The sequence below is a fragment of the Xylophilus ampelinus genome (genome assembly GCF_003217575.1).
Classification (GTDB): domain Bacteria; phylum Pseudomonadota; class Gammaproteobacteria; order Burkholderiales; family Burkholderiaceae_C; genus Xylophilus; species Xylophilus ampelinus.
The window spans coordinates 22,681-48,682 of the sequence record NZ_QJTC01000008.1 but is presented as its reverse complement, the minus strand read 5'-3'; the positions used below and the strand labels follow the sequence as shown (position 1 = coordinate 48,682).

Annotated in this window: 18 protein-coding genes and 1 pseudogene; 8 read left to right on the top strand and 11 right to left on the bottom strand. The window is 64.2% G+C overall.

Going from position 1 to position 26,002, the window contains the following annotated elements; translation table 11 throughout:
• Window positions 1-47: 47 nt before the first annotated feature.
• Window positions 48-389: an iron donor protein CyaY gene (cyaY, locus tag DFQ15_RS07065; protein WP_110465306.1), complete on the bottom strand. Its 342-nt coding sequence runs from the start codon at window positions 387-389 to the stop codon at window positions 48-50.
• A 35-nt stretch (window positions 390-424) separates the two neighbouring features.
• Here cyaY and lptM point away from each other — a divergent pair, with 35 nt between their 5' ends.
• Window positions 425-718: an LPS translocon maturation chaperone LptM gene (gene lptM, locus DFQ15_RS07060; RefSeq protein WP_233504327.1), complete on the top strand. Its 294-nt coding sequence runs from the start codon at window positions 425-427 to the stop codon at window positions 716-718.
• Complete coding sequence (lysA, locus tag DFQ15_RS07055; RefSeq protein WP_110465304.1) at window positions 715-2,004, top strand: diaminopimelate decarboxylase; 1,290 nt, start codon at window positions 715-717, stop codon at window positions 2,002-2,004. Before lptM ends, lysA begins: the two co-directional genes overlap by 4 nt.
• A gap of 127 nt (window positions 2,005-2,131) precedes the next feature.
• Here the strand turns inward: lysA and DFQ15_RS07050 are convergent, their stop codons facing one another.
• From DFQ15_RS07050 to DFQ15_RS07030, 5 genes are all read right to left on the bottom strand, one after another.
• A complete protein-coding gene (locus DFQ15_RS07050; protein ID WP_110465303.1) occupies window positions 2,132-2,782 on the bottom strand; it encodes a protein-methionine-sulfoxide reductase heme-binding subunit MsrQ in 651 nt (216 codons plus the stop codon).
• A gap of 151 nt (window positions 2,783-2,933) precedes the next feature.
• Complete coding sequence (gene msrP / locus DFQ15_RS07045) at window positions 2,934-3,938, bottom strand: protein-methionine-sulfoxide reductase catalytic subunit MsrP (protein WP_110465302.1); 1,005 nt, start codon at window positions 3,936-3,938, stop codon at window positions 2,934-2,936.
• Window positions 3,939-4,051: 113 nt separating this feature from the next.
• Complete coding sequence (ccsB, locus tag DFQ15_RS07040) at window positions 4,052-5,434, bottom strand: c-type cytochrome biogenesis protein CcsB (RefSeq protein WP_110465301.1); 1,383 nt, start codon at window positions 5,432-5,434, stop codon at window positions 4,052-4,054.
• Window positions 5,435-5,465: 31 nt separating this feature from the next.
• The gene (locus DFQ15_RS07035; RefSeq protein WP_110465300.1) at window positions 5,466-7,643 is read right to left on the bottom strand and encodes a cytochrome c biogenesis protein ResB; all 2,178 of its coding nucleotides are present in this window, start codon (window positions 7,641-7,643) and stop codon (window positions 5,466-5,468) included.
• A gap of 262 nt (window positions 7,644-7,905) precedes the next feature.
• Window positions 7,906-8,649 carry a c-type cytochrome gene (locus DFQ15_RS07030; RefSeq protein WP_110465299.1) on the bottom strand — a complete coding sequence of 248 codons (744 nt, stop codon included), beginning with the start codon at window positions 8,647-8,649 and terminating at the stop codon, window positions 7,906-7,908.
• Window positions 8,650-8,733: 84 nt separating this feature from the next.
• Between DFQ15_RS07030 and yihA the strand changes: the two genes are divergently transcribed.
• The 3 genes from yihA (at window position 8,734) to DFQ15_RS07015 (ending at window position 11,156) form a co-directional block, all read left to right on the top strand.
• Window positions 8,734-9,498, top strand: a complete 765-nt coding sequence (gene yihA / locus DFQ15_RS07025) for a ribosome biogenesis GTP-binding protein YihA/YsxC (protein WP_110465298.1) — start codon at window positions 8,734-8,736, stop codon at window positions 9,496-9,498.
• Window positions 9,499-9,774: 276 nt separating this feature from the next.
• Entirely contained in the window at window positions 9,775-10,449 is a 675-nt protein-coding gene (locus DFQ15_RS07020; RefSeq protein ID WP_110465297.1) for an SGNH/GDSL hydrolase family protein, read from the top strand.
• A complete protein-coding gene (locus DFQ15_RS07015) occupies window positions 10,446-11,156 on the top strand; it encodes a cell division protein FtsQ (protein WP_146228671.1) in 711 nt (236 codons plus the stop codon). Before DFQ15_RS07020 ends, DFQ15_RS07015 begins: the two co-directional genes overlap by 4 nt.
• A gap of 193 nt (window positions 11,157-11,349) precedes the next feature.
• Here the strand turns inward: DFQ15_RS07015 and DFQ15_RS07005 are convergent.
• The 5 genes and pseudogenes from DFQ15_RS07005 to bcsQ all read right to left on the bottom strand — a co-directional run bounded on the left by DFQ15_RS07005 (window position 11,350) and on the right by bcsQ (window position 22,050).
• Window positions 11,350-15,389, bottom strand: a pseudogene (locus tag DFQ15_RS07005) (cellulose synthase subunit BcsC-related outer membrane protein).
• Window positions 15,386-16,528 carry a cellulose synthase complex periplasmic endoglucanase BcsZ gene (bcsZ, locus tag DFQ15_RS07000; RefSeq protein WP_233504326.1) on the bottom strand — a complete coding sequence of 381 codons (1,143 nt, stop codon included), beginning with the start codon at window positions 16,526-16,528 and terminating at the stop codon, window positions 15,386-15,388. Before bcsZ ends, DFQ15_RS07005 begins: the two are co-directional and overlap by 4 nt.
• Before the next feature lie 22 nt (window positions 16,529-16,550).
• Entirely contained in the window at window positions 16,551-18,821 is a 2,271-nt protein-coding gene (gene bcsB, locus DFQ15_RS06995) for a cellulose biosynthesis cyclic di-GMP-binding regulatory protein BcsB (RefSeq protein ID WP_110465292.1), read from the bottom strand.
• On the bottom strand, window positions 18,818-20,956 hold the full coding sequence (gene bcsA, locus DFQ15_RS06990; RefSeq protein WP_233504325.1) for a UDP-forming cellulose synthase catalytic subunit: 2,139 nt from the start codon (window positions 20,954-20,956) through the stop codon (window positions 18,818-18,820). Before bcsA ends, bcsB begins: the two co-directional genes overlap by 4 nt.
• A gap of 11 nt (window positions 20,957-20,967) precedes the next feature.
• The gene (gene bcsQ, locus DFQ15_RS06985; protein WP_110465290.1) at window positions 20,968-22,050 is read right to left on the bottom strand and encodes a cellulose biosynthesis protein BcsQ; all 1,083 of its coding nucleotides are present in this window, start codon (window positions 22,048-22,050) and stop codon (window positions 20,968-20,970) included.
• A 689-nt stretch (window positions 22,051-22,739) separates the two neighbouring features.
• Between bcsQ and DFQ15_RS06980 the strand changes: the two genes are divergently transcribed.
• Genes DFQ15_RS06980 through DFQ15_RS06970 form a run of 3 tightly spaced genes read left to right on the top strand, consistent with a single transcriptional unit; the run spans window position 22,740 to window position 25,985 of the window.
• Window positions 22,740-23,423 (top strand): Crp/Fnr family transcriptional regulator, encoded by a 684-nt coding sequence (locus DFQ15_RS06980; RefSeq protein ID WP_233504334.1) that lies wholly within the window; start codon window positions 22,740-22,742, stop codon window positions 23,421-23,423.
• 35 nt (window positions 23,424-23,458) lie between these two features.
• Window positions 23,459-25,027, top strand: coding sequence for an MBOAT family O-acyltransferase (locus tag DFQ15_RS06975; protein WP_233504324.1), 1,569 nt, complete (start codon window positions 23,459-23,461; stop codon window positions 25,025-25,027).
• Entirely contained in the window at window positions 24,927-25,985 is a 1,059-nt protein-coding gene (locus DFQ15_RS06970; protein ID WP_158529022.1) for an alginate O-acetyltransferase AlgX-related protein, read from the top strand. The genes DFQ15_RS06975 and DFQ15_RS06970 overlap by 101 nt, the downstream gene beginning before the upstream one ends.
• Window positions 25,986-26,002 lie beyond the last annotated feature (17 nt).

The following is a 26,002-nucleotide window of genomic DNA, read 5'->3' as shown; positions in this document are numbered from 1 at the left end:
TGGCCCGGCAGAGCCGGTTCCACGGCATCCCTGGTTTGGGAGACTCGCTAGTTGCGAGGGGTGTCGCCGAAATCGATCGCCACGCCGGCCTGGGCGGCGGTCTCGCGTTGAAGGATGGCGAGCAGTTCGCCCTCGCCCTTGGTGTCCTGCCAGGTGTCGCCGCTCCATTTGAAATGGTAGCCGCCGGAGCGGGCGGCCAGCCAGAGTTCGTGCAGCGGACGCTGCATGTTGAGCACCAGCTGGCTGCGGTTGCGGAAGGTGAGCGTGACCATGCCGCCGGAGCGCTGGCTGTCGATGTCGGCATCGGTCTCCTCGTTCACCCGGTCGCAGCTTTCCTCCACGGTCTGCAGGAGGTGCTCGGCGCGGTCGAGGAATTCGAGGTCGGTCATACAATTTGCGGATGTTGAAAGTCCACGGAATTCTAGTGAGAGCGCTTGTCCTTGCCGGCAGTGCGGCGGCGCTCTCCGGCTGCGGCCAGAAGGGGCCGCTGCTGTTTCCGCAAGGACCGGCCGCCGCCAACCGCGCCACCCTTGTCGAGACACTGAAGTTCCGCGTAACCGGCGACCCGCAGCAGAGGAAGGCCGCCTCGGGCACCCCGGCCGCACCGACCACCTCCGCCGCACCCGCCACTCCGCCCACGACCGAGCAGTCGTACGACCTGATGATGGTGCCCGAGAGCACCATGCCGTCCGTCACGGCACCCCACAACACCCCATGACCCTCACCGCCCTGCCCGGCCAGCCCCAGCTGGCCTACCGCGGCGACACGCTCTTCCTGGAAGAGGTGCGCCTGTCCGACCTAGCCGCCCGCCACGGCACGCCGCTCTTCGCTTATTCCAAGGCGTCGATGCTGTCCGCGCTTGCCGCCTACCAGCGCGGCTTCGCCGGCCGCGATGCGCGGATCTGCTATGCGATGAAGGCCAACTCGTCGCTCGGCGTGCTGCAGGTCTTCGCCCGGGCGGGCTGCGGCTTCGACATCGTCTCGGCCGGCGAGCTGAAGCGGGTGATCGCCGCCGGCGGCGATCCTCGCAAGGTGATCTTCTCGGGCGTCGGCAAGACCCGCGCCGAAATGCGCACCGCGCTCGAGGCCGGCATCGGCTGCTTCAACGTCGAGAGCACCGCCGAGCTGGAGGTGCTGCACGAGGTGGCGACAGAGTTGGGCGTGCGGGCGCCGGTGAGCGTTCGCGTCAACCCGAACGTCGATCCGCAGACGCACCCCTACATCTCGACCGGCCTGAAGGACAACAAGTTCGGCGTGGCGCACGAGGAAACCGTGGCCACCTACCAGCGCGCCGCGTCGCTGAGCGGCCTGCGGGTGGTCGGCATCGACTGCCACATCGGCTCCCAGATCACGCAGGAGAGCCCGTACCTCGATGCGATGGACCGCATCCTCGACCTGGTGGCCGCCATCGAGGCGGCGGGCGTGCCGCCGCTGCAGCACATCGACTTCGGCGGCGGCCTGGGCATCGACTACCAAGGCGACACGCCGCCCGCGGCCGACGCGCTGTGGGCGAAGCTGCTCGCCAAGATCGACGCCCGCGGCTACGGCGACCGCAAGCTGATGATCGAGCCGGGCCGCTCGCTGGTCGGCAACGCCGGCGTCTGCCTGACCGAGGTGCTGTACCTGAAGCCCGGCGAGCAGAAGAACTTCTGCATCGTCGACGCCGCGATGAACGACCTGCCCCGTCCTGCGATGTACCAGGCGTACCAGGCGATCGTGCCGCTGGAGCGCACGTCCGGTGCGGCCGGGCGCCCGGCGGACTACGATGTGGTCGGCCCGATCTGCGAGAGCGGCGACTGGATCGGCCGCGACCGCCACCTGGGGCCGGTACGGGCCGGCGACCGGCTGGCGGTGCTGTCGGCCGGCGCGTACTGCATGAGCATGTCGAGCAACTACAACACCCGCGGCCGGGCGGCCGAGGTGCTGGTCGACGGCGACCGGGTGCACCTGATCCGGGAACGGGAATCGGCCGAGGACACGTTCCACAAGGAACGGCTGGTCTAGCCGAGAGCCGATCCCAGGCGCTTGCCGCTAGCGAGCGCTATGGATTAGATAGCAAGATGCCGGCGTGCAACGCAGACTTCCGGCACTTATCTACCGCGAAGCCGCGCTGCACGCCGCCCTGCTGCTATCATTTTCGAATAGCGGCGGCGGGCGCAGCCGTGGCAACCGACTGCCGTGCCGCCCGCTTGCGCAGAGCCTGCACCACCCGGAATCCCAGCAGCACGGCGATGATCGCCGCGTAGACGAACACCTCGTCGAAGTTGTTCTTGCCGGCCCGCATCCAGAAGAAGTGGAGCAGCCCCAAACCGGCGATCAGGTAGACCAGCTTGTGCAGCGCCTGCCAGTGCTTGCCGCCCAGCGCCTTGATCGCCCGGTTGAACGAGGTGGCGGCCAGCGGCGTCAGCAGCACGAAGGCGGCGAAGCCGACCAGGATGAACGGCCGCTTGGCGATGTCCTTGGCGATCCCGGACACGTCGAAGCCCATGTCGAACCAGGCATAGCAGAGCAGGTGCACCGCCACGTAGAAATAAGCGAAGAGCCCCAGCATCCGCCGGTAGCGCGCAAGGCCATTCCACTTGCTGATCACCCGCAGCGGGGTGACGGCCAGCACGATGCAGATGAAGCGCAGCGTCCAGTCGCCGGTGGCGCGGATCAATGCCTCGGCCGGGTTGGCACCCAGCGTGTCGGCGAAAGCTCCGTAGGCCAGCCATGCGAAGGGCAGCAGGCACAGCAGGAACACGACCGGCTTGGCCGCGGGGTGCAAAAGCAGCTTGTTCATGGAGACAGTCGTTTTGCGGGCGACCCACCGTTGCAGGCGCCGCGATCTTTTTCAACGAACACCGCAGAACCGGCTTTGCCGGGCTGCTGGTGTTGCCCCTAGCAGGGGGACGCGAAGACACGCAGTGCGCAGCCTGGGGTGGGCTCAGCCTTTAGAAGTTCTTCTTCAGGTCCATGCCGGCATAGAGCTGGCCCACCTGCGCCTCGTAGCCGTTGAACATCTCGGTCTTGCGGCGCTTGGCGAAGAGGCCGCCGCCGTCGCCGATGCGCCGCTCCGACGCCTGGCTCCAGCGCGGATGGTCGACGTTCGGGTTCACGTTGGAATAGAAGCCGTACTCGTTGGCCGCGGCCTTGTTCCAGGCGGTGGACGGCTCCTTGTCGGTGAAGCGGATCTTGACGATCGACTTGGCCGACTTGAACCCGTACTTCCACGGCACCACCAGCCGCACCGGCGCCCCGTTCTGGTTGGGCAGCACCTCGCCGTACATGCCGAAGGACAGCAGGGTCAGCGGATGCATCGCTTCGTCCATCCGCAGGCCTTCGGTGTAGGGCCAGTCGAGTACCGCGGAGCCGACGTAGGGCATGGTCTTCTTGTCGGCCAGGGTGACGAACTCGACGAACTTGGCGCCGGGCTGCGGCTCGACCTTCTTGATCAGCTCGGCCAGCGAGTAGCCGATCCACGGAATCACCATCGACCAGCCTTCGACGCAGCGCAGACGGTAGATTCGCTCTTCCTGGGCGCTGAGCTTGAGCAGGTCCTCGATGCCGTACTTGCCCGGCTTCTTGACCAGGCCCTCGATCTCGACGGTCCAGGGTTTCGTCTGCAGGGTGTGGGCGTTCTTGGCCGGGTCGGCCTTGTCGGTGCCGAACTCGTAGAAATTGTTGTAGGTGGAGGCGTCCTTGTAGTCGGTCACCTTCTCCATCGCCATCGCGCCGGCCACCGACGACTTGGCGCCGGGCAGAGGCGCCAGCTTGCCGGGCGCGGCCGTCTGGGCCAGCGCCTCGCGGCCGGCCCAGGCGGCCAGCGCGCCGCCGGCGGCACCGCCGGCCAGCAGCTTCATCATCTTGCGGCGGTCTTCGTAGACGGCGCGGGGGGTGATCTCACTGGAACGGGGATGGTCGAAGCCGGAGGAGGATGAGGAAGATCGGAGGGGCATGGAAGGCCTTGTTATCGATAGGGGCGCAGGCGGAGGGCCTGCAGCCATGAGGTTCTACGCGCCGGCCGCCAGGGCGGTTTCAGCGTGTTTCCAACGGTTCGAGCGGCCCGGGGCTAAAGCGTTCCGTAGCTGTGCAATCCGCTCAGGAACATGTTGACGCCGAGGAACGCGAAGGTGGTCACCGCCAGGCCCACCAGCGCCCACCACGCCGAGATCGCGCCGCGCATGCCCTTCATCAGCCGCATGTGCAGCCAGGCGGCGTAGTTGAGCCAGACGATCAGCGCCCAGGTCTCCTTCGGGTCCCAGCTCCAGTAGCCGCCCCAGGCCTCGGCCGCCCACAGGGCGCCCAGCACGGTCGCGATGGTGAAGAAGGCGAAGCCGACCGCGATCGACTTGTACATCACGTCTTCCAGCACCGGCAGGGCCGGCAGCTTGGCGGCGATGCGCTGTCGGCCCAGCAGGATGCCGGCCACGATCAGCGCCGAGACACCGAAATACACCGCCCAGTAGCCGCCGCCCGGCTCCGACACCGTCTTGCGGAACACGATCGGCTCGAAGCACAGCACCACGCCCAGTGCCCACAGCGGCGCCAGCTTGTACCAGTGCTGTTCCGCGGGAGACAGGCCCGCCTGCTGCTTGATCAGGTAGGCGAACGCGACCATCGCCGCCATCGCGAAGGTGCCGTAGCCGATGAAGTTGGCGGGCACGTGCAGCTTCATCCACCAGCTCTTGAGCGCCGGCACCAGCGGCTGGATCTCGTGGGCCTCGCGCACAACCGTGTACCAGAGCAGGAAGCCGACCGCCGCGCTCACCACCAGCATCACGAAGGCGCCGAGCGAGCGGGTCCGGTACTGGTCTTCGTAGTACAGGTAGAAGGTGGTGGTGAGCCAGCAGAACAGCACGAAGACCTCGTACAGGTTGCTGACCGGGATGTGGCCCACGTCGGCGCCGATCAAGTAGCTCTCGTACCAGCGCACCAGAGTGCCGACCAGGGCCATCGTCACACCGGCCCAGGCGATGCGCGACCCCAGCAGCGAGAGCGTCGCACCCTCGCCGCGCGAGACCATACCGATCCAGTAGAGGACGGTGCTCATGAAGAACAGCATGCTCGTCCACAAGATCGCCGACTGGCTGGAGAGGAAGTACTTGAGCCAGAACACGCTGTCGGCCCGCGCCAGGCTGCCCTGCCCGTCGACCTGGTAGGACACGATGCCCAACAGCGCCAGCGCCGCCGCGCCCACCATCAGCAGCCGAAGCGGCCGCCAGAACCAGCCGAGCCAGACGGCGGCCGGCGCGCAACAGACCAGGATCGCCTTCTCGTAGACGTCCATGAAGCCGCCGTAGCGCAGGAAGGCGAAGGCGCCGCCCGCGGCGACCAGAGCGGCGAAGACCCAGTCGAGCGCGCTGCGGCGGCTCCAGAAGCCTTCGTGCAGTGTTTCCGTCCGGTGTGCGGATGCGGTGCCTGCAGGCGCGGTGGCGATGGTGGCGGTGTTCATCGGGGGGCCTTCTCGTGTCTTGTGTCGTTCGCTAGGTGCGCGGCGGCGCGTCGGGCTCCGGCGGCCCTGTGGTGCCGAGCAGCTTCTGCTGCAGGTGGGCGAATTCGCGGTCGCCGTCCATCGTCTTGCGGTTGGACGACATCGCCATCATCGCGTGCGCGGCCCCGGCCCGCGGCGCGACCCAGATCCAGAGCCGGCGCTCGCGCACGTAGAGCATCGCAAAGATGCCCACGATCAGCAAGGCACAGCCCAGGTAGACGACCGTCTTGCCCGGCGCCCGCGCCACCTGGAACACGCTGGCCTGCACCTGGGTGAAGTCCTGCAGCCGGAAAGCCATAGGCGCCGGGTACAGCGCCATGTCGGAGAGCGAGAGCACCGCCTGGGTCATGAAGCCGCGGGTGGCGTCGTCGGCCGGCAGCGGCGCCTGGCCGGCGGCGCGGCGGGTGTCCTGGGCCAGCTCGAACAGCGCGCCGTTCAGGATGCGCACCAGCACCTCGCCGGCGCGGGCGCGCTCGGCCTCGGGCACGTTGGCTTCCATGAAATCGGAGACCGCCTGCAGCCCGCCCTGGCGCGCGGCGGAACCCTCGGCCGCCTCCGGGTCGCCGGCGAACAGCGCCAGCGCGCGGCCGGCCGACAGCGCCAGCTGCGTGCCCAGCTCGGGCCGCGCCGGATCGACGGCCTGCGTCGCGTAGCGCTGCACCGCCGCCGCGCGGCGCGCCGGGTCGGCCAGCGCGGCGTGCAGCCGCAGGAAGCCGTCCATCGCGCCGTTCTCGTCGGCGGGAATGCGCAGGTAGCGGAACTCCTCGGCCGGCGTGGCGCGCATGCCCAGCAGGAACACCGGCACGCCGTCGCCGGTGTCGACCGGCAGCATGTAGTTGTGGAACTCCCGCGCCTGGCCCGCCGCGTCGCGCAGCCGATAAGTGATGCTGGGGCCGACATTGCGCAGCTCCTTCTGCGTGACCGTCTTGTTGGCCGCGCCCAGGCGCGCGTCGATGGCCGAGCGCAGGTCGACCTTGCGCACGTCGACGCTGCCCGCGCCGACCTTGCCGCCGGCGAAGTTCTCGACGTTGATGGTGCGCAGCGCGGTGTACTCCAGCGTCATCTTGCCGGCCGCGCCGCCGCTGCCGTCGGCCAGTTCGGACGAGCCGCCCACCGTGCCCTCGATCTCGAAGGGCTTGACCGCGGCGCGGCCCGGATGCATCGGCACCGCCTGAAGCACCACCCGCGAGCCGCCGTCGTCGAAGCTCGACTGGTAGATCTCGACACCCCGGAAGCTCGCCGGGTGGTTCACCTCGATGCGGGCCGGATGCGCCTCGCCGGTGGCCTTGTCGTGGATCACCACCTCGCTCGCGAAGAGCTTGGGCATGCCGGTGGAGTAGTAGTCGACGATGAACTTCTTCAGCTCGATCGAGAAGGGCAGCTCCTGCACCAGGATGCCGTCGGACTGGTTCAGGATCGCATTGCTCGACTGCGTGCCCTCGGCGACCAGGATGTTGCCGCGGAAGGTCGGGTTGCTGTCGGAGAGGCGGTGCCGGGGCGCGACGTCGGCGATCATGCCGCCGCCGGCGTACGGCGTCTTGCCGTGCAGCAGCATCTGGGCGCGCACCACCAGGTCGCCGTCGAGCAGCCCGCCGATGCAGACCAACACGATCGCGCTGTGCGCCGCGATGTAGCCGATCTTGTGGGCCGCGCCCGCCTTGGCCGCCACCATCCAGCCGGTGCCGGCCGCGGTGCTGCGCTCCTGCAGTCGTACCCGCCAGCCGCCGCCGGCCAGCAGGCCGCCGATGCGGCGGGCGGCGGCCTCGGGCGCCTCAGGCAGGTCGGCCTCGGCCCGCTGGGCGAAGGCGCCCAAGCTCTGCTCGCGGATGTTCTCCTTGTAGACCTTCAGGTCGGCCAGGATGCGCGGCGTGCTGCGGCCGATGCACAGCGAGGTGCTCACCACCAGGAACGCCAGGATCAGCAGGAACCACCAGGCGCTGTAGACCCGATAGAGCCCCGCCGCATCGAACACCTGCGCCCAGAACGGCCCGAACTGGTTGACGTAGTTGCCGTAGGGCTGCTGCTGCAACAGCACCGTGCCGATCACCGAGGCGATGCAGATCACCGTCAGCAGCGAGATCGCGAAGCGCATCGACGACAGCAGCTCCAGCCCCGCACGCAGGGCATGCGAGCCGGTATGGACGCGGATACCGTGGGTCGAGACAGACATGGTCGGTGGAGCGGGTGGCCGGTTCGGGGAAAGTGGGAAGGAAAAAGGCCGCCGAGGTGCCAGCAAAAAGGGCGGGCCATCCTCTGGAGGATCGGCCCGCCCTTCTTGGAGTGCTGTGGGTTCTTTGGTTCAGAAACTGAGCCGAAGATGTGAAAGAACCGTAGCGAGCAGCCCGAGTGTGCAGCGAGGACCGGAGCCGTACTTCGGTACGGTGAGGACCGGAGCTGCGCAATCGGGTTGCGCAGTAGGTTCTCTCACATCTTCAGCGCAGGCCGGCGATGTAGTCGCCCAAGGCCTTGATTTCGCGGTCGTTGAGCTTGGCGGCGACGCCGTGCATCACCGCGTTGTTGTTGCGCACGCCGCCGCGGAAGGCGACCAGTTGGGCGGCGGTGTAGTCGGCATGCTGGCCCGACAGGCGCGGATACTGCGACGGAATGCCGGCGCCGTTGGGGCTGTGGCAGCTAGCGCAAGCCGGCACCGCACGGTCGGCGATGCCGCCGCGGTAGATCTTCTCGCCGACCGCGACCAGCGCCTTGTCCTTGGCGAAGCCGGGCTTGCCGGCCTTGGCGGTCAGCCAGTAGGCAATGTTGCGCATCTCGGCATCGCTCAGCTGCGCTGCGAAGCCCTGCATGATCGGGTTCTTGCGCTTGCCTTCCTTGAACTCCTGGAGCTGCTTGACCAGGTACTCGGGGTGCTGCGCGGCCAGCTTGGGCTGGGCCGGCACAGACGAGTTGCCGTCGGCACCGTGGCAGGCGGCGCAGACCGCAGTGTACTTGGCCTCGCCCTGCGCCAGGTCGGGCTTGGCACGTGCCGCGCCGGCGGTGGGCACCGGTGCCGGCGCGGCTGCCAAGGCGGTACCGACCGGTGCGCCCACCGAGGGCGCATCGCCGTTGGCCGCCGCCCCTGCAGGAGCACCCGCGCTGGTGGGCGCCGCATCTGCGGCCACGACCGGAAAAGCAGACACCGCCAGCGCAGCAGCGGTCAGCAAGGAGGCAAGCAGCTTCATATCGAGGGTCTGTGTTATGGGCGCAAAACCTGGTGATTCTACAATGGTGCCTCCCGGGGTAATCCCTGCTCCGTACCCCGTGCCATGACCGATACCCCCCCTGTTTCCCCTGGCGACAGCGCCCCCGCCGCCGCGGTTCCGACCCCTGTTGCAGACGGCAAGACCGCCATGGGCTGGATGCACACCGCACGCTTCCTGACCACCGCCGCCCAGCTCCACCACCTGCCGCCGCTGCACCTGCCGGAGATCGCCTTCGTCGGCCGCTCCAACGCCGGCAAGTCGACCTGCATCAACACCCTCACCCAGCAGAAACAGCTGGCCTTCGCCTCCAAGAAACCGGGCCGCACCCAGCACATCAACCTGTTTGGCCTAGGCAAGCAGGGCGTACACGACGCGGTACTGGCCGACTTGCCCGGCTACGGCTACGCGGCCGTGCCCAAGGCCGACAAGGTGCGCTGGCAGCGGGTGATGGCCAACTACCTGGTCACCCGCGAGAACCTCACCGGCGTGGTGCTGCTCTGCGACCCGCGCCACGGTCTGACCGAACTCGACGAGATTCTGCTCGACGTCATCCGCCCCCGCGTGGCCGAGGGCCTGAAATTCCTGGTGCTGCTCACCAAGGCCGACAAGCTCACCCGGGTGGAAGGCACCAAGGCGCTGCAGATCGCCAGGCTCAACGCCGGCGGCGGCGAGGTGCAGCTGTTCTCGGCGCTCAAGAAGCAGGGCGTGGACGAGGCGGCGCTGCGCCTCTGGCACTGGGCCCATCCGGCAGGCGGCTTCGTCTCGAACGTGGAAGATGCCGCCGAAGCACCCACCGGCATTCCGCAAGAGCTGCGCGACGCCGACTGAGGCACTGCATTTCCGCGCTGCAGGTCCATGATCTGGATAGCACGGCGTGGCGTCGCGTTGCGCGCGTTGGGAAATCTGTACACATTCTATTTATAGAAAATGGGCCGGCATCGGATCTTCCAATTAATGCGGAAATTTCGCTATTGTCTTGACCGTGTGCGCTACCGTACAGACAGAATAAAAAATCCAGTTCAAAGTGATGGCAAGAGATATTGAAATACATGTACGCATATTTACCATCGCATCCTGGCAATCTGATTTTTTGAAAGAATCCACATGGCAATTGGTTCAGCACTGCTCGGCCTCACCATCCTGGTCATAGGAGACAGCCACCTGGCCACTCCAGGCTATTTGATAACCACCCTGCAGGACGATCTGATGCAGCAGGGGGCCAAAGTTAAATCCATCGGCCTTTGTGGAATACAGCCTGCAGATTGGGTAATAAGTTCGCCCGGCAACTGCGGAGGAGCCCAGCGCGATGGCAAATCGCCTGTCAAAGCCTTGGTCGGACCAGCGGCCCGAACGACCGCCGTGGCGGAGCTGATTCAACGAGACAAGCCAGATCTGGTGTTGGTGGTGATGGGCGACACCATGGCAGGCTACAAACAGCCGGAATTTCCTGCGACATGGGCTTGGCAGCAAGTCAAACGCCTGACCGGGGCCATCGCAAAAACGGGCGTCGAGTGCGCCTGGATCGGGCCTGGCTGGGGACAACCCGGCGGCAAGTACGGAAAGAACTACGACCGGGTCAAGCAAGTAGGGGCCTTCATCTCCGAGAACAGCGCACCTTGCACCTATGTGGACTCTCTAGCGATGTCGCAACCCGGTCAATGGCCCACGATCGACGGCCAGCATTTCACAGGCCCTGGATACACCGCATGGGCGACCGGTATCACCGCGGCGGTTCTCAAACTACCGGTGGTGACCAAGCGGAAAACGGAAGCCAAATGAGCACGCGAATGAACTGGAACACGCAGCGCGTGCTGGTCCGCTGGATCGCGGCAGGATGTGTTGCAGCCTCAAGTTGCACGGCTTGGTCGGCAGGACCTCAACTCTATGCATCCGGGCCTGGTGAAGACGCGTCCTACGTTCGTTTCGTCAATGCCACCGGCAAGCCCTTGGACATCATCGCCGCCGGGAAGCCCGCGACCGGTGGCCGGCTCCAACTCGGCACTGCCAATGCCGTCGGCTCCTTCATGCCCATCAAGCCCAAGCTGGTGTTGGCGGGCCGCGCGGTTCAAGGCAAACAAAGTCTTGATCTTGCACCGGCCGCGCAGGCCGGTGAACTGGTTTCGGTGGTGATATGGCTGCGCGGGGACGGCACTCTTGTATCGACGGCCATCGCAGAACTACCCAAGACCTTCAACGGTTTGAAAGCGTCCCTCGCGTTCTATAACGTGGATCCTGCATGCCCTGCTGCCGGATTGTCGGCAGCGGGTCAGGACACCACGTTGTTCACGGGCGGGGCGCCGAACACCTTGCAGCGCCGACCCATCAATCCCGTGCCGCTCTCGGTAAAGGTCACCTGCGACGCGTTGGTTGTGGGTAAGCCGCTTGACCTGGGAACACTCGAATCCGGGCAGCGCTACAGCGTTTTCCTGGTAGCAGACGGGCGCGAGAAGCGGGCATTCTGGGCACGCGACGAGATGGCGCAGTGAAGCAGTCGCCGCGGCGGTCGCGGCGACTGCCGGTCGGTCAGAGCATGTTATGCACTTCGACGTACCCGCGAGAGCCGGGCGAGAGGCCCAGGACGCGCCGCGCTATGGATACGGCAAGTGGACTGCAACCGCTGCAGCCGGGCCTCTGCCCGGCTTTCCCGAAGGGTGGGTACGTCGAAGTGCATAACATGCTCTAGCTTCCGCCATAAGGCGAGCGGACCGGCTCCACCGGAAACGCGACCAGCCCTCGCGATGGCTCGAAGCTGATGCGCATATAGGCACCTGCGATGCGCTGTCGGTAGTCCCTGGAATTGTCAGCCGCCAACATCGCCCCGACGAAGACATGCGGTGTGACATGGTATTCCATGGCGATCGAAGCGCTGTAGGCGAAGCTGCTGCGCGCCTGTCCTGGGTATGTGCCGCCAGAGCCTGACTGGGCCGCAGCCTGCCTTACTGCGTCTGTCGGGAAATACGGGGAGGCGTCTTCGTGAAACCGCTGAACGCCGGCGGAGCCCCGCAGGCGCCACGCGAAATTTCCTCTCCGTTCTGACCAGTCCAGGGGAATGCCCACCGACAAGAAGCGCTGCGGACTGAAATAGCCGCCCTGCCCCAGGGTGAAATAGCGAAGGTTGCGGTCGTAGCCCAATACCGAAAGGTTCAGCCCGCTTGTCAGCCGGCTGTCGGCTGCCTGCCAGAGATGGCGGTAGACGCCCCCCCCGCCTCGACGCGTGCGTTGTCCGCGACCCCGGGGCCACGCAATGTATGCAGAGCCCCGAAACCGTACAGACCCCAGCTGCCCTGGTCCCACCCCGTTTGAAGCCGGCCCCCCGTGGCCGTGACGCCACCCCATTCCACGCTGGATCGCCCGTCTCGCGCACTGGCGAACGACAGGACGCTGTCGGTGACGGCACGCCGCGAAAGCTCCCCGCTCCATGACCAGGCCTGGTCGATGGTCCGCATCACCTTGACGCCCCCGACGACGTCCACATGCCTGAAACCGATCGGCGTGGTGCCTATGTCCGCCTGCATGTCGGCACGCTCGTAGCCCACGGCCGCGCCGATGCCGCCGTCGCGTTGTTGCACCGGCGATCCCCCACCCGTGGTTCCTGCAAAAGCGCCGGTACCGAAGCGGTCGCCCGACGCAAGGGGGTCGGGAAGTCCTGCGTTCAGCCGCGTCGGGGTGACGCGCAAAAGCAATCGTGCCTCGCCCTGCGTCCACCGGGCCTCCACCGGTGTCTGTACGTCGGTCAGGCGTGAAAGTCCAGATTCGCCCCGGCGGGACCGGACGATCAGCCCGGTACTCACAACCGGACTACGCTCGAACCGGACGGTGTCGAGTTCGGCCTGGAGGTCCAGTCGCTCTTGAGGCGAAAGTGCGGCAGGTACGGGCCGGACCCAGGGATCCAGCAGTCGGCCCGCCGGCGCGACCGGTGCCGAGCGCAGGTCGTTCAGCGATTCGGCCGGGTCCGCATTCTCGACCCCGGGCTCCGTGTCCACGACAGGCAGCATCAGAAAGGGGGCGAAAGACGACTCCATTCCCGTCGACTGGCCCCCCAGGGGCCACGACATCCGGCGCATCACGGGCCCTGGAGGCGGCTGTGCGTCAATGGCCGATTGCGGAACGCTTCGGATGAGCGGGTCGGCTTCTGTCTGGCGGCTGCGCGCACGCTTGCCGGCATCCACAAGGATGGCCGCGGTCAGAAGTTGTTCCGCACGTTCGGTTCGGCCTGTACGCCGGTAGTACCGCCCCGCCGCCGCCAAAACCCGTGGATCGTCGGATGCAGACGCCACTGCGCGCTCCATGAATTGGGCTGCCGACGGATTCCCGGCGGCGTCGGCCGATTCAGCCGCTCCCAGCAGCAGGCGCGTGTCCTGCGGCGCGTCCATCAACGCGTTATTGTAAATCCGAAGCGCATCGTCGGGCCGCCCCGACCGGATGAGGATGGCGGCCTGGGCCAGCAGCACTGCGGAGTTTTCTGGATGCCGGGCCCAGGCAACGGCGAGCACAGCATGCGCGCCGGGCACGTCCTTTGCGTCGAGCAGCCGATAGGCAGCGCGCACGGCAGATCCGGTGCGCAATGCATCCACGCCTTCGCGCTGGGAGGCGCTGAGGGCCAGACCGTCCAGTCGTCCGAGCACCCGCTCCGCCTGTTCGTCCTGCTGAGCCGCGAACAGCACAGAAGCGTATTGAATCTGCATACCGACCGGGGTGTCCATAGCGGGCAAGAAGGTGGCGGGATATCCGGCAGCACTGTGCCCACCTGTCTCGACAACGGCGATGGCCACCATCAGCTCCAGTTCGGGCGAGCCTAGAGCAGCGCGAGCCGCGGCTGCACGGAGAGCGGTTGCTTCTGAATGAGATAGGCGGGCATCGGCGAGCGTGGCCGCATCAAGCCGTGAGCGAACGGTAGCCTGTGCCAGCAACGGCGCCATCTCGGGCGTACGCACTGCGAGCGGGACATCTTCAAGCCCTTGGCGCACGCTCTCCCACCGGCCCAGGTCGGCGTCGAACAATGCCTGGGCATACTTGGCAGCGGCAAGCGCAGCAGGAGGCGCATCCGCGGCCAAGGCAGGTTGGCCTTCCATCAACAAGGCGGCCTCCTTCGGCCGCCCTTCCGCACGCAGCAATCTGGCGATCGCCAGGCGCGTCCAGATATCACCTGGATTGTCGCGGAGCGCCTGCGCGAAGTTCGCAAGCGCTTGTGAAGCATCCCCACGAGCCATGGCCGAGCGGCCCTGCGCCGCGGACAACTTGGCGCGGATTTCGCCCATATCACCCATCTCGGCCTTCTCGGTTTCGGAGAGTTGGGAGATCAAGGTTTGCGCGTCCTCGATTCGTCCATCCTGAACAAGAACGCCAAGCAGTCCCCGGAGCGCTGCCGGATCGCCCTTGCGGAGGGCAAGTGCGCGTCGGTAATCGGCCGCGGCTTCACGGTAATCTTCTTGTCCGGCATGAATCGCGCCACGGGCTGTGTCTGTTGCCGGCTCCAGCGGATCGACGGCGTGTGCCTGTGTCAACAGCACGAGTGCGCTGACCGCATCCCCCGATGTACGCGCCGTCTGCGCCTCCTGATAAAGCGCCCAATAACGCGCGGACTTCAATGCGTTGTCCCAGTTGGCGCCCTCGCCCGATTTGCCTGACCCGCGAGCCCGAGCCAGCAACTGGGCCGCCTCGGCAAAGCGTTGCTGCCGCACCCGTACGAGACCAAGTCCACCCAGCGCCCGGGCATACTGGGGCCGCTGTCTGAGCACCTCTTCGAACCCTGCACCGGCGGCCTCGAGCCGACCCGCCTGAAACGCCCGATAAGCCTGTTCGGACTTTGTCAAGACAGGATCCGGCTCGATCTGCTGGAAGGCGCCAGCCTCCGTAGCCTTGGCCAACTCCTCCAGCGTCGTGCGCAACGCCTGATCGTCCGGATGCAGTTGCAGGTACGCGCGGAGATACGGCATGTCCGAAGGTACCTGCGTCAGCCAATCGAGGGCCTTGCGCCAGGAGACCGTCGCTTCCTTGCCCACACCGGGCAATTCGGCCAGAGCCGCAAGTCGCTTGATGCCTTCCCGACGCCCTACGTCTGCATAGGTCAGGTGCTGGGCATAGGCCAGAGCAAGGCTGTTGTCGGCGGGAAATGCGGCAACCAGCCGCGCGAAGCCCTCGCGGGCCTCGTCCCATCCATCGAGGGTGCTGCCCAGCGCGTTGTAGAACTCGACAGCGACCGGCCCGGTCGGCCTGTTCGACGCAAGAAGCGTGCGGTATGCCGCGACGGCCTCGTCCGCCTTGCCCTCGCGCACCAGTTGACGAGCATGTTGCAGCGCAGGTCCTTTGTCCGCCAGAGCGTTGTCCTGGGCAAGACGTTCGACAAATGCCATGCCGCCGGGAACGCTCTTGAGTCGCGCGACATATGCTTGGGCTTCCGCCGGGCGATTACCCGCAAATCCGGCCCATGCCATTCCGTACAACGCCTCAGGTTCGCGGGGCCGAAGCACAAGCAGCCGCTGCCACGCATTCGCAGCAAGCGTCGTGTTGCCGCGCGCTTGCCAGTGGCGGCCTTGCTGCTGCAACAATTGCGCGGCTTCCTGGCCCGCGGTCGAAAGTGCTCGTGCAGGCGGCACCTCGGGCCTCGGCCCGGGTGCGGGCTGCTGCGCACCGCACAGTTCGTGGGCAGCAGCGGCGATGAGCCCCAGCACCAATCCCGAGGGGCGCGAACCCGTGCGGAGAGAAAAATGGAACGTCATGCTGTGCCTCCCGGCTCGAATGGGAGCCAAAGCTGCCCGGATGGAAGAAATCGGAAACGGTTCTCGCTCCAGCCCAGGCCGAACAGCGCAAGCACCATGTCGTAATAGCGGGTATCCAGGCCCTGGGCCAGAAGCATGCTTTCGGCCCGCGTCTGCTGGGCCATCGCCTTGGACGGCATGCCCAAAGCATGGAGGTACGGCACCAGGGCAGCTGAAAATCCCGCTGCGCCCGTACCGTGCGCTTTCCCGTCGCCGATGCCCACGAACTCGGGCGGCCGGCCATCCGGCGCGATGGCATGCTCCATTCCGGCTACCGAGCGCAGGAGAGCTTTAGAGAGCCTGGACGGTGCCGCGAGACCGGCCCACAGGTACGCACGGATGGCGTCGTAGCTGCCGGTCTCCGCGCCAGGCACGAGACCGAATCCCGATGCGTGCTCGTACGTCACCCAATCCGCGACAAGGCCGCGCGGTGTTGTGGCCTCCACCATACGCAGCATGTTGCGCGTCATTTCCTTCCACGGGCCGGTGGGATCCTCCAAGCTGAAAGCTTGCAACACGGACAACGGCAGGTAGCTGGGGTTGATCCGCCAACGCTCTGCGGACGTGGATGCATCGTCCTTTTTGACGAAGCCCGCAGGACCGGGCATCAACATCCGTCCAAATCCCGGCAGGGAAACGACTTCCTGAGTGACGATCAGTCGCATAAGCTTACGAGCGTCCTCCCGGTACTGCGGCACCTTCCATCGCCGGCCCGCATCCAGCAATGCATAGGCGAACCACAGATCCGCGTCCGATGCGGCGTTGAAGTCCACCACGCCCCAGGATCCGTCGTCCCGACGTCCCCACTGCCAAGCGGGCAAACGAGCGCCGAGATCTCCACCCGCCAAATTGTTGACGCTCCAGGTCCATACGCGGTCGAATACGGAACGGTCGTTCGCCACCAGGGACAGGAACATCGCGTACGCCTGCCCTTCGGAAGTGCTGTGTTCGCGGGCGGTGCCGCGATCGATCACCCGGCCATCAGGTGCGACGAATCGCCCGTAGAACTGCTGCCACAGCGGCCAGGCCTGCACACGCACAGCGGCCGCCGGACGATCCATGCCCGCGTGGAGTGTCAGTCCGACAAGGGAGGCGAGCATCCACCGCCGGCTACGAATGTGCTCAGGCATTTTCGAGCCGACGCCGCGCGCGTTGCCGCAGCGCGAAGTACAACAAGGCTGCTGCCAGCGATGCACCTGCCAAGGCCAGAGCCGCCAGGGAAAATGGGTGTTCCGAGAAATACCAGCGCACCCGGGTGGCGAGCGGCAGCCGACCTACGTGGTAGGTCTGCTCCGCGGCAAGGCTTTCGACGCGCCCGGAGCGAATGAATGCGCTGCTGCCCTGGATATCCCCCAACAAGGCAGGTGTCAGCAAAGCATCGACGACTTTTGCTGCGCCATTGTCTTCACTTCCGGTTACGAGCACCACACTCCTGCCGGTCGCCAGTGGCGACTCGAAGCCCAAAAGCAGTCCATCGACGCCGGTGGTGGTGAACGACATCTCGCGGGACGCTCTTCCCGAATCCGCCCGTTGGCGACGATCCTCCGTCGCCCATCGGCGGGCCGAGTCGAAGAAGCGCGCACTGCGTGCGGTGCCATCGGCTGTGACGGGCAGTGCAGCGGCCCACTGTTTTAGCAGCGGCTGGCGGTTGCCCGTGCCGATGACCAGCAAATCCTTGCTTTTCACCAAGGCGACTTGTTCCGCATGCACCAGCGTCACCCCAACAGCGGGATATCCGGTAGCTGCACCCATTCGGCCCATCAGCGCCAGGTAGAGGTCGAGTTCGGAGCGTGTCATGTCGTGGGGCAACACCACTGCACTCTCCGACAGGTCGGCCATACGGGTGAACGGAAATCCGGCATTGGCAAATGCCGCCAAGTCCGGCATGCGGATGTGATGCGAAAACCCGGAAATGTCGATAGTGGATTCCGGATCCACATTGCCGCGAGTGTTGTCTACTGCAACGCGCTTGCACGAGTCTTGCTTGGGCGTGTCGTAGTAGTAATGAAACTGCAGAAGATTGTGGGTGGGCAACCCGAACATGGGGACGAAAAAACGCTGGGTTTCCGTGGTGGTCGGCACTCCTGCCACCGAGGCGACCACCGAGGGCAGGAGACCTGTCAACTTCGCCGACCATCCGGTGTCGCCGTGCTGCAAAGGCAGCGCCTGAATGAAGCGCTGGTTCACGTTGATGTTGAGGGTGGACCTGTCGGCGAGCAGCCGCGGGGTATAGCGGTAGCGCAAATGAACTGGAATACCTTGCGAACGCCATGCGAACAGGTCGGGCGGCACCTGAAATGCTACGCGTATGAGGTCTGGCGATTCGCCCGCCACGCCCAGCGTGTCGGGTGCCACAAGATCCCCGAACCGGACAGGCCGGTCAGATGGAAGCCAGTTGGGTGCATCGTATGGACGCCGCGAGCCCACTGCTGCCAGCGTACCGATAGTGGCTGTCGAGCCGCTGAGAAGCTGGGAGCCGGTGGCCAGCCCGGTGGCCGCATGGCGCAGTTCGCCATCGTCGCGGCCACTGACCACCAACAGTTTGCGTGCAGGATCTGCCGGGTTGGGCAGCATCACAATCGTCGGGCCTTTGAGCGCCCCCCGAGGCAGCACGATCCCCAATCGCTCCAACGCTTGATCGCCCACGGCCAGTACGACAGCATTGCCCTGCGGAAGGCTCCCGACCTGGCTGCCGAAGCGAGCGCCCCGGTAGCCCGCCATGGCGCCGAACCATGATGTCAGCGTCGCGGCCGCATTGAGGGCGGCGAAATCGGGTGGCTGCGCGAAGACCACCGGCAAGTTCAGTTGGCCCGCGTCGCGTCGGTCGAAGAACGGCAACGGCAACAGGTTCAAGTCGTCGGCCTGGTCCACGCGTGCGACGCTCAGTTCCAGCCTGCTGCTGTTACTGACAGAGGCCCATAGACTCGAATGCGCAGGATCTTCGCAGCCTCGGTCGTAGTGGCCCACAAGCTCCAGCCCCAGACGGCTGTACGCGGACACGAGGTGCGCCGGAATGTCGACCTCTGTCAAAACTACTGCACCAGCTTGTGCCTTTGGGAGCGGAAGCGATGCTGCCACCTCGTCGTTGACCAGAACATTGATGTGCGAGATGTCCTCCAGCAGCGCTGGCGACCAGGTGTACTCCAGGTACAGGCGTGCTCGGGCGACGACCTCGTCGGCCCTCACCGCAAAAGGCACGGTGAAATACCCGTGCGTACCTTCCAGACGGAGCGGCTTCGCTGCGCCTAGATCGCGCAGCGTGTATTGGCGCGTCTGGTGGGGGACCGATGCCGTATCCGCAGTGGCAGCGAAGATAGGAAGCAGGCAGAGGCCGGCTCCCAACATCCACGCGGCCACGCTCCCGCGCGCCGGACGGCGGTCGTGCGCGTTCATGGCGTTCCCATTTCAGCTGGAGGCGTGGCAGGACTGGCTGTCACGGTTTTTCCTGCTCTCTGCAGGCCGTGTGTGAAGAGCAGCGCAAACCCACGTGCGCCGGTGCCCAACACCTCGACCATCGACGTGAGCGGCCGGTCTCGTCGTCCATGAGTCCAGGTACGGGTCCATGCATCCGCCCGTCCGAAAGTCAAACGCGTCAATTCGACGTTTTGGGCAGTGTTCAAGGTGTCGAAGGCAAGGCCAAGTTGCGAACCCGAACGGAAAACGACCGTCGCGGGGAACACGCTTTCTTCTTGCTCACGAAACAGGCCCAGGTGCATACGGTCTCCCAGCGCGACGGGAACGTTGGCGTCCACCTCGAGGCCGATTCCGAACTGCGAAAAGTCTTTGGTTTCGCATTGCAGGGCATGCCCGTCGGACAGCTTCAGGGAAGCGGGAATGCGTGCGGGAACACGGGGACCGTGCCGCACCTGGCGCGATTCGCTGGCCACCGCCACACTCGCACTCGCGATGAAGAGGTTATAGATGGTCCACGCGACATTGATCAGAATGGTGCCGGTCACCAGACTGTCGGCGTCATGGAGGCGGAAAAGACCGACGACGACGCCCAGCAGGTTGAGCGCCATCAATACGATGTACGGTGTGGCGATACCCCAGTCGAAATAAGGTTCGGGTACCAAACCACCCTTGCTGGTCACGTTGAACTTGCCTAACCGAGGATTGACGAACGCGGCCAGCACGGGCCGCAGGATGTACCACGCCAGCACGGATTCATAGACCTCGTTCCAGAACGAATGGCGGTACTGGCCCTGGATGCGCGAATTGGTGACGGTCGCGTTCAGGAGGTGGGGGAGCGCGTAGGACAGAATGAGTACGGCAGTGGCCTGAAAGATATGAGCCCCGAAGAGCAGGTAGGCCAAAGGCGCGGTCATGAAGATGATCCGCGGCAGTCCATAGAAGAAATGCAGCATGGCGTTGAGATAGCACAGCCGCTGCCCCAGCCGCAGGCCCGGTCCCAGCAAAGGGTTGTCGGTTCGCGCGATCTGGGCCATGCCACGCGCCCAGCGGATGCGCTGGCCGATATGCCCCGAGAGGCTCTCCGTGGCCAGACCCGCGGCTTGCGGAACGGCCAGGTAGGCGGTGTTGAAACCTTGCCTGTTGAGTTTGAGCGCTGTGTGGGCGTCTTCTGTCACCGTCTCGACCGCGATGCCTCCCACCTGCATGAGCGCGGTGCGGCGCAGGACGGCGCACGAACCGCAGAAAAATGCCGCATTCCACAGGTCGTTGCCTTCCTGGATCAACCCGTAGAACAGTTCGGCCTCGTTGGGCGTGCGACGGAAAGTGGAGAGATTCTTTTCGAAGGGGTCGGGCGAAAAGAATACATGCGGCGTTTGCACCATCGCCAGCTTGGCATCCTTGAGGAACCAGCCCGTGGTGACCTGCAGGAAGGAACGGGTGGGAATGTGATCGCAATCGAAGATTGCGACGAGTTCTCCTTTCGTCCGTGCCAAGGCGGCATTGATGTTTCCGGCCTTGGCATGCAGGTTGTCGTCCCGATCGAAGTAGCCGACACCCGCCTCAGCACAGAACTCTTTGAAAGCAGCACGCCGTCCGTCGTCGAGTACCCAGATCTGCAGCTTTTCTGCGGGCCAATCCATGCCCCGGGCAGCAAACACGGTCTGGCGGACCACATCGAGCGACTCGTTGTAGGTCGGAATGAAGAGGTCCACTGTCGGCCACAGACGCAGATCTGCCGGAAGGGCGGCGGGCTTTCTGACGAGCGGCCAGGATGTCTGGAAGTAACCGAGCAACAGCACGATCAGGGCGTATATCTCCGCCACCACCAAACCAGTTCCGAAAAAAGCGTCCAACCAGGTTTCGAACCCCAAGGTGTCGGTAATGCGCCACCAGAGGTAGCGCGCCGACGCGATGATCGACAGCGCCACCATGGCCAGCGTGGCCCACCCCCCGGTGTAGCGCCGAAGTATGAGCACGGCTGCGAAACATACCGCCGCAAATGCGATTTGTTGTCTGTTATCGAGAGGGGTGGTCACTACGACGGCGAACACGACTGCCAGCGCACCGATGAGAACGGCACGGCAGAACGCCGGCCCCCACCCTGCAGAAGCCATGAGCGGATGTGTCATCGATGGACCCCATCGTCGATCGCCGGCAACGCCCATTCTCCCGAATTTGGCTGGATCGAAAAAACCAACTTCGCGGCGATATCAGTGAAGTCGCGCGCGGCCTGTGCCTGGTGTTTGGACGCCACGACCGTGGCCCCACAGGCCAGCGCTTCAGGCACGGCCTGATCTTGATGCACGAAGACCAACTCATGCCCCGCAAGCCGCTGCTGGAGGAAGCGCGCCACATCGTGCTGAAGACGACGGCTGTGGTCGATCTGGTTGAGCAGGTAGATGGACCGCACGGCACCGGGGCCCCTGAGGCAGAGGTCGGGTACTGCAGCCCGCGCACGTTCCTCGCATAGGCAGGAGGCGGCGTCTGCCAGCATCACCGTGATCGTTACATGCGCCTCGGCAAGAACCTGCCGCATGATGTCCGACGGATGGGCAGGAAGGTCGATCACAACCACACGTGCCCGGGATCCATCCAGGCTCGCCAAGCCGGCATGCACCCAGTCTCCGCATGAACCGAGGTGTTGCTGGAAGGCCCGCTCCTGCGCATTGTCGAGTTGCCCGAAGGACAACACCTGGAGTTCTGCACTGCCCGCAGGAAACGGCGCATGCGGACCGACAGGCCGGAGATGGGTGTGCCAGCTGTCGCCAGAGAGTGCGGCATGCGCCACACCTGTTCGTCCGTCGGCTTCCAATCCGAAGTGAGCACCGAGAGCATTCTGCGGATCGAGGTCCAGTGCAATCGCCCCGATCCCGGCGCGCGCCAAGGCCACCGCCAGATTGGCGGCACAGCTGGTCCGGCCGACTCCGCCCTTGGTGCCGGTCACTGCCACTATGGTCTGACCGGACCAGGTCGGTCGCGCGCTCTCTTTCGCACCGGGCGCAAGCGCCTGATTTTTCATGAACAGCGCTGAAAGCATCGGCCATGCATCCAGGGCCGTTCGACCGCTTTCTTCTTGAAAGATGTTGTGGTATCCCTCGACCGACACTGTCTGGATGTCAATCAGGTTCGCCGTGTCACTCGCGATACGATTTACAGGACGATCGCGGGAAGGAAGCAGTGAAGATGCTTGCGCAACGTTATGGTGCATTAGGAGATGTGGCTTATTAAATCGATATTGAAGCGCAGCATGCTGTGCTTTTTCCGATTCGACCGTCTGCTACCGCACATAGTCTGCCCTGCAGAACCGCCCACCCCGCACGAGCAGCAGATCTGCCCCGGTAAGCGGCAGCCGATTCCCGAGCAACTTCATAGCGCAGGCGCTGGACCCGGCCCATGGGGCCCATGAAGCACATCACCGCCAGCGACAGGTGCTGGCCGCAGGGCTTAGCGACGATGCACTGCAGTTACTGCGCCCAGGCTACGACATACGTCGGCTGCCGAGAGCAATCGTTTGTTGGGACTGCACGCTCCTCTTGCGCCGCTGTCTGAGCTGCTCGTCGTGCTGGCAACATCGCTCGCATTGGCCTCTCGGGCAACCAGCGAGGGTCGCCCGGCTTGCGTAGCGCGGCAAATTTTGCAGGATCGACCATATAGTGCTATCTGTTGAATGCTCATAACTGGATTGCGTGGTTCCACCACATCTTCTCGCGCGGCGATATAACCCCAATCAGCCATTTGTAGGAATCAATATGTAACCGCACAAAAATGTGTTTCTGCGTACGGTAGCGCACATACCTTGCACACCTCAATGCCTACACTGGCAGCGTGGAAAATACAGCCTGTCTATCCAGTAATTTTTTATCGAAAAAACTCGATCCGAATAGCTGTGCCAACTATTTGTTGACGACTTTGAATGCTCCAGAATTCGAACGCTGGCAGCAGGTATTGGAGCCAGTGCGCCTTGATTTGGGTATGGTCCTGTACGAGTCGGGATCTACGCCCACCCATATCTATTTTCCGACTTCCGCAATTGCCTCGCTCCTCTATGTGACACAGGATGGAGCTACGGCAGAAATCGCGGTTGTTGGGCGCGAAGGCGTGGTAGGAATATCTATTTTAATGGGCGGAGATACAACGCCTGGCCGCGCAGTTGTAAAAAGTGCGGGGGAAGGTTGGCGCGTCAGGTCGAACTGGGTAAAGTCGGAGTGCTTGCGATCCCCAGTATTAAGTCTCTTTCTGCGTTATATCCAGACCCTCATTACACAAATGTCGCAAACTGCCGTGTGCAACCGGCACCACTGCATCGATCAACAACTATGTCGATCACTGCTTCTCACCCTGGATCGCATGGATGGGAATCAAATGGTCATGACCCAGGAATTGATTTCCAACATGCTTGGGGTTCGCCGTGAAGGCATAACAGAGGTGGCAATCAAACTTCAGAAGGCAGGGCTTATTCGTTACACACGAGGACGAATTACCGTTTTGAACAGGTTGGCATTGGAGCGCCGAAGCTGCGAGTGCTATGCCGTGGTCAAGCACGAATATGACCGATTGCTACCGGGCTTGCAGCAACATTAACGACGCATCCAATGGTATTTGCATCGCTTGAATTCTTGCTGTTGTTCTTTCCGCTGTTTCTAATTGCGTACGCGGTAACGCCATCTCCATACCGAAACGCTACGTTGCTGACAGGGAGCTGGATCTTTTACGCGTGGTGGAGCCCGCCATACTTACTGCTGCTTGTCGGCCTGTCAGCCATGACGTGGGTGGCCGGATTGTGGATTGAGGGCACGGCGGCAGCACCGAGACGAAAGATCCTGCTAATCGGTGCCATCGTCCTGATGGTTGCGCTGCTGGGCTGGTTCAAGTACGCCAACATCCTCGTGGAAACTGCCAATTCGATGCGGCAATGGGGAGGCGCAATTCCCGTCTCATGGCGGAAAGTCGTGCTGCCGATCGGCTTGTCATTCATCGTGCTGCAAGCCGTTTCATACGTGGTGGATGTCTATCGCGGCACGGTCGCGGCCCAACGAAGTTTCGTGGCATTTGCCGCGTACAAGGCAATGTTCGGACAACTGATCGCGGGCCCTATCGTTCGGTACAACTGGGTTGCGCGGGAGATGGGACAACGCCGATTCGACTGGGACGGATTCTGCAGCGGGGCATGGCGCTTCATGATCGGCATGAACATGAAGGTGCTGGTGGCCGATACATTGGCACCCGTCGTAGACCTGGCTTTTGTACAGCCTTCCCCTTCGTTTCTGGATGCATGGCTGGGATGTGGTGCCTACACGCTTCAGCTTTTCTTCGACTTTGCCGGGTATAGCGCGATGGCGATCGGCATTGCCCAAATGCTGGGTTTTCATTTCCCTGAGAATTTTTACCATCCTTATCTGGCACGCACCATCCAGGATTTCTGGAGACGGTGGCATCTTTCTCTATCGAGCTGGATTCGCGACTACCTCTACATCCCGATGGGTGGTAGTCGCCTAAGTGGCACGCGCACCTATGCCAACCTGTTGTTGACGATGGGTATTGCAGGCCTTTGGCACGGGGGGGGACAGCTGGAATTACCTGCTGTGGGGCCTGGCTCATGGTGTTGCATTGTGCTGCGCACGCGCCTGGACGCACGCCGGATTACGACTTCCAGAATGGATGGCGAGGTTCGCCACGCTTCTCTTCGTCATGCTCGCATGGACCTTGTTTCGCGCGCACGACATCGAGGGCGCTGCGCGGATGTATGCGGGGCAGTTCGGCCTGCGAGGATTTGCGCTGGGCGACGCACTTGTAGCAGAACTTCGACCGGTGCATGCGCTGGCTGGAGGACTGGGAGTGTGCGCGGTGGTATGGCCGTGGGTGCGCGGGCCATTGGCCCAAAAAGCCGGTGCCCGATTGACGGCCATTGGCGCCCTATGGCCGGCACCTGTATTTATATTGTCCTTCGCGCTGATCGCGAGTCGCGGCGCGGTGCCATTCCTGTATTTTCAATTCTGACCCACCATGGCAGCACCGCCCACTTCACCCGCGAATCCGACAACCCCTTCACCGTCTTATTCAACAGCGCGGCGGACCGGTGCGGTCATGTTGCTATTTCTCGGCGTGGGATTGGCAACCACAGGCTGGTCGGCTTTTACGACCGTCGATCTGCTTCCGGGCGGAGTCAGCATTCGAACGGTACTTGACGGCACAGTCATGCGCGGAATTTCGAGTGCGCTCGCGCTGGCCCCCCAGGCGCGTGTCGCAGCAAAGGCTGAACGTATCGCCAGTTGGATAGTGCTTGGCGATCTCGGTCCACAGGTTCGGCAAGGGTGCAGAGGCTGGCTTTTCCTCGCGGAGGAATTTGCAGTGCGCTCCGGCGCGGAGGAAGCCGTTCGGCAAAGGGTCGCCTTGGCAATGCGCCTGCGCAAGGCGCTGGATCTGCAGGGCATCCGGCTGGTGATGGTTCTCGTCCCCGACAAGAGTCGCATCGAAGCCCAACATCTCTGCCATATCTCCCGACCTGCGCGATTGGAGCAGAGGACCGACACCTGGGCGAATCGAATGCGCGAGGCTGGCATACCTCTGGTCGATCTCACACCCCTTCTGCACGAGCGTGCCCGGCGAGGCATTCAAACGTTCTACCGGACCGATACACACTGGAACGAGGAGGGTGCGTCGGTCAGTGCAGCCGCGGTGGCCGACGCCGTGCAAGCCACAGGTGGGCCGCCTATGCCGCGCCGCTGCTTCGAAATCGCTCGGACCGCTGCTCGCCCACGTCTCGGCGATCTGGTGAGGCTCGCAGGCATCGAGGAACTGCCTGCCCGATTGCTGCCGGCAGCGGAAGTTGTATCGTCAAGTTCCAGTGCTCCGTGCGCCGATGCGAAAGGCGGGATGTCCTCTGCCGACGATCTTTTTGGCGATTCCGATCTGCCAACCGTCGCTTTGGTAGGAACCTCATTTTCGACCAACTCCAATTTCGTGGGCTTCCTGTCGCGATCGCTGGGCACGAGCGTGCCCAGCTTCGCGCTCGACGGAGGGAATTTCTCCGGATCCATAGATGCCTACCTTCAGAGCACGACGTTCAAAGAATCACCGCCCAGATTGTTGATCTGGGAAATCCCTGAACGAACGCTTGATTTACCGCTGACACCTCGGCCCTAGGCCCTAATGCCCACGAC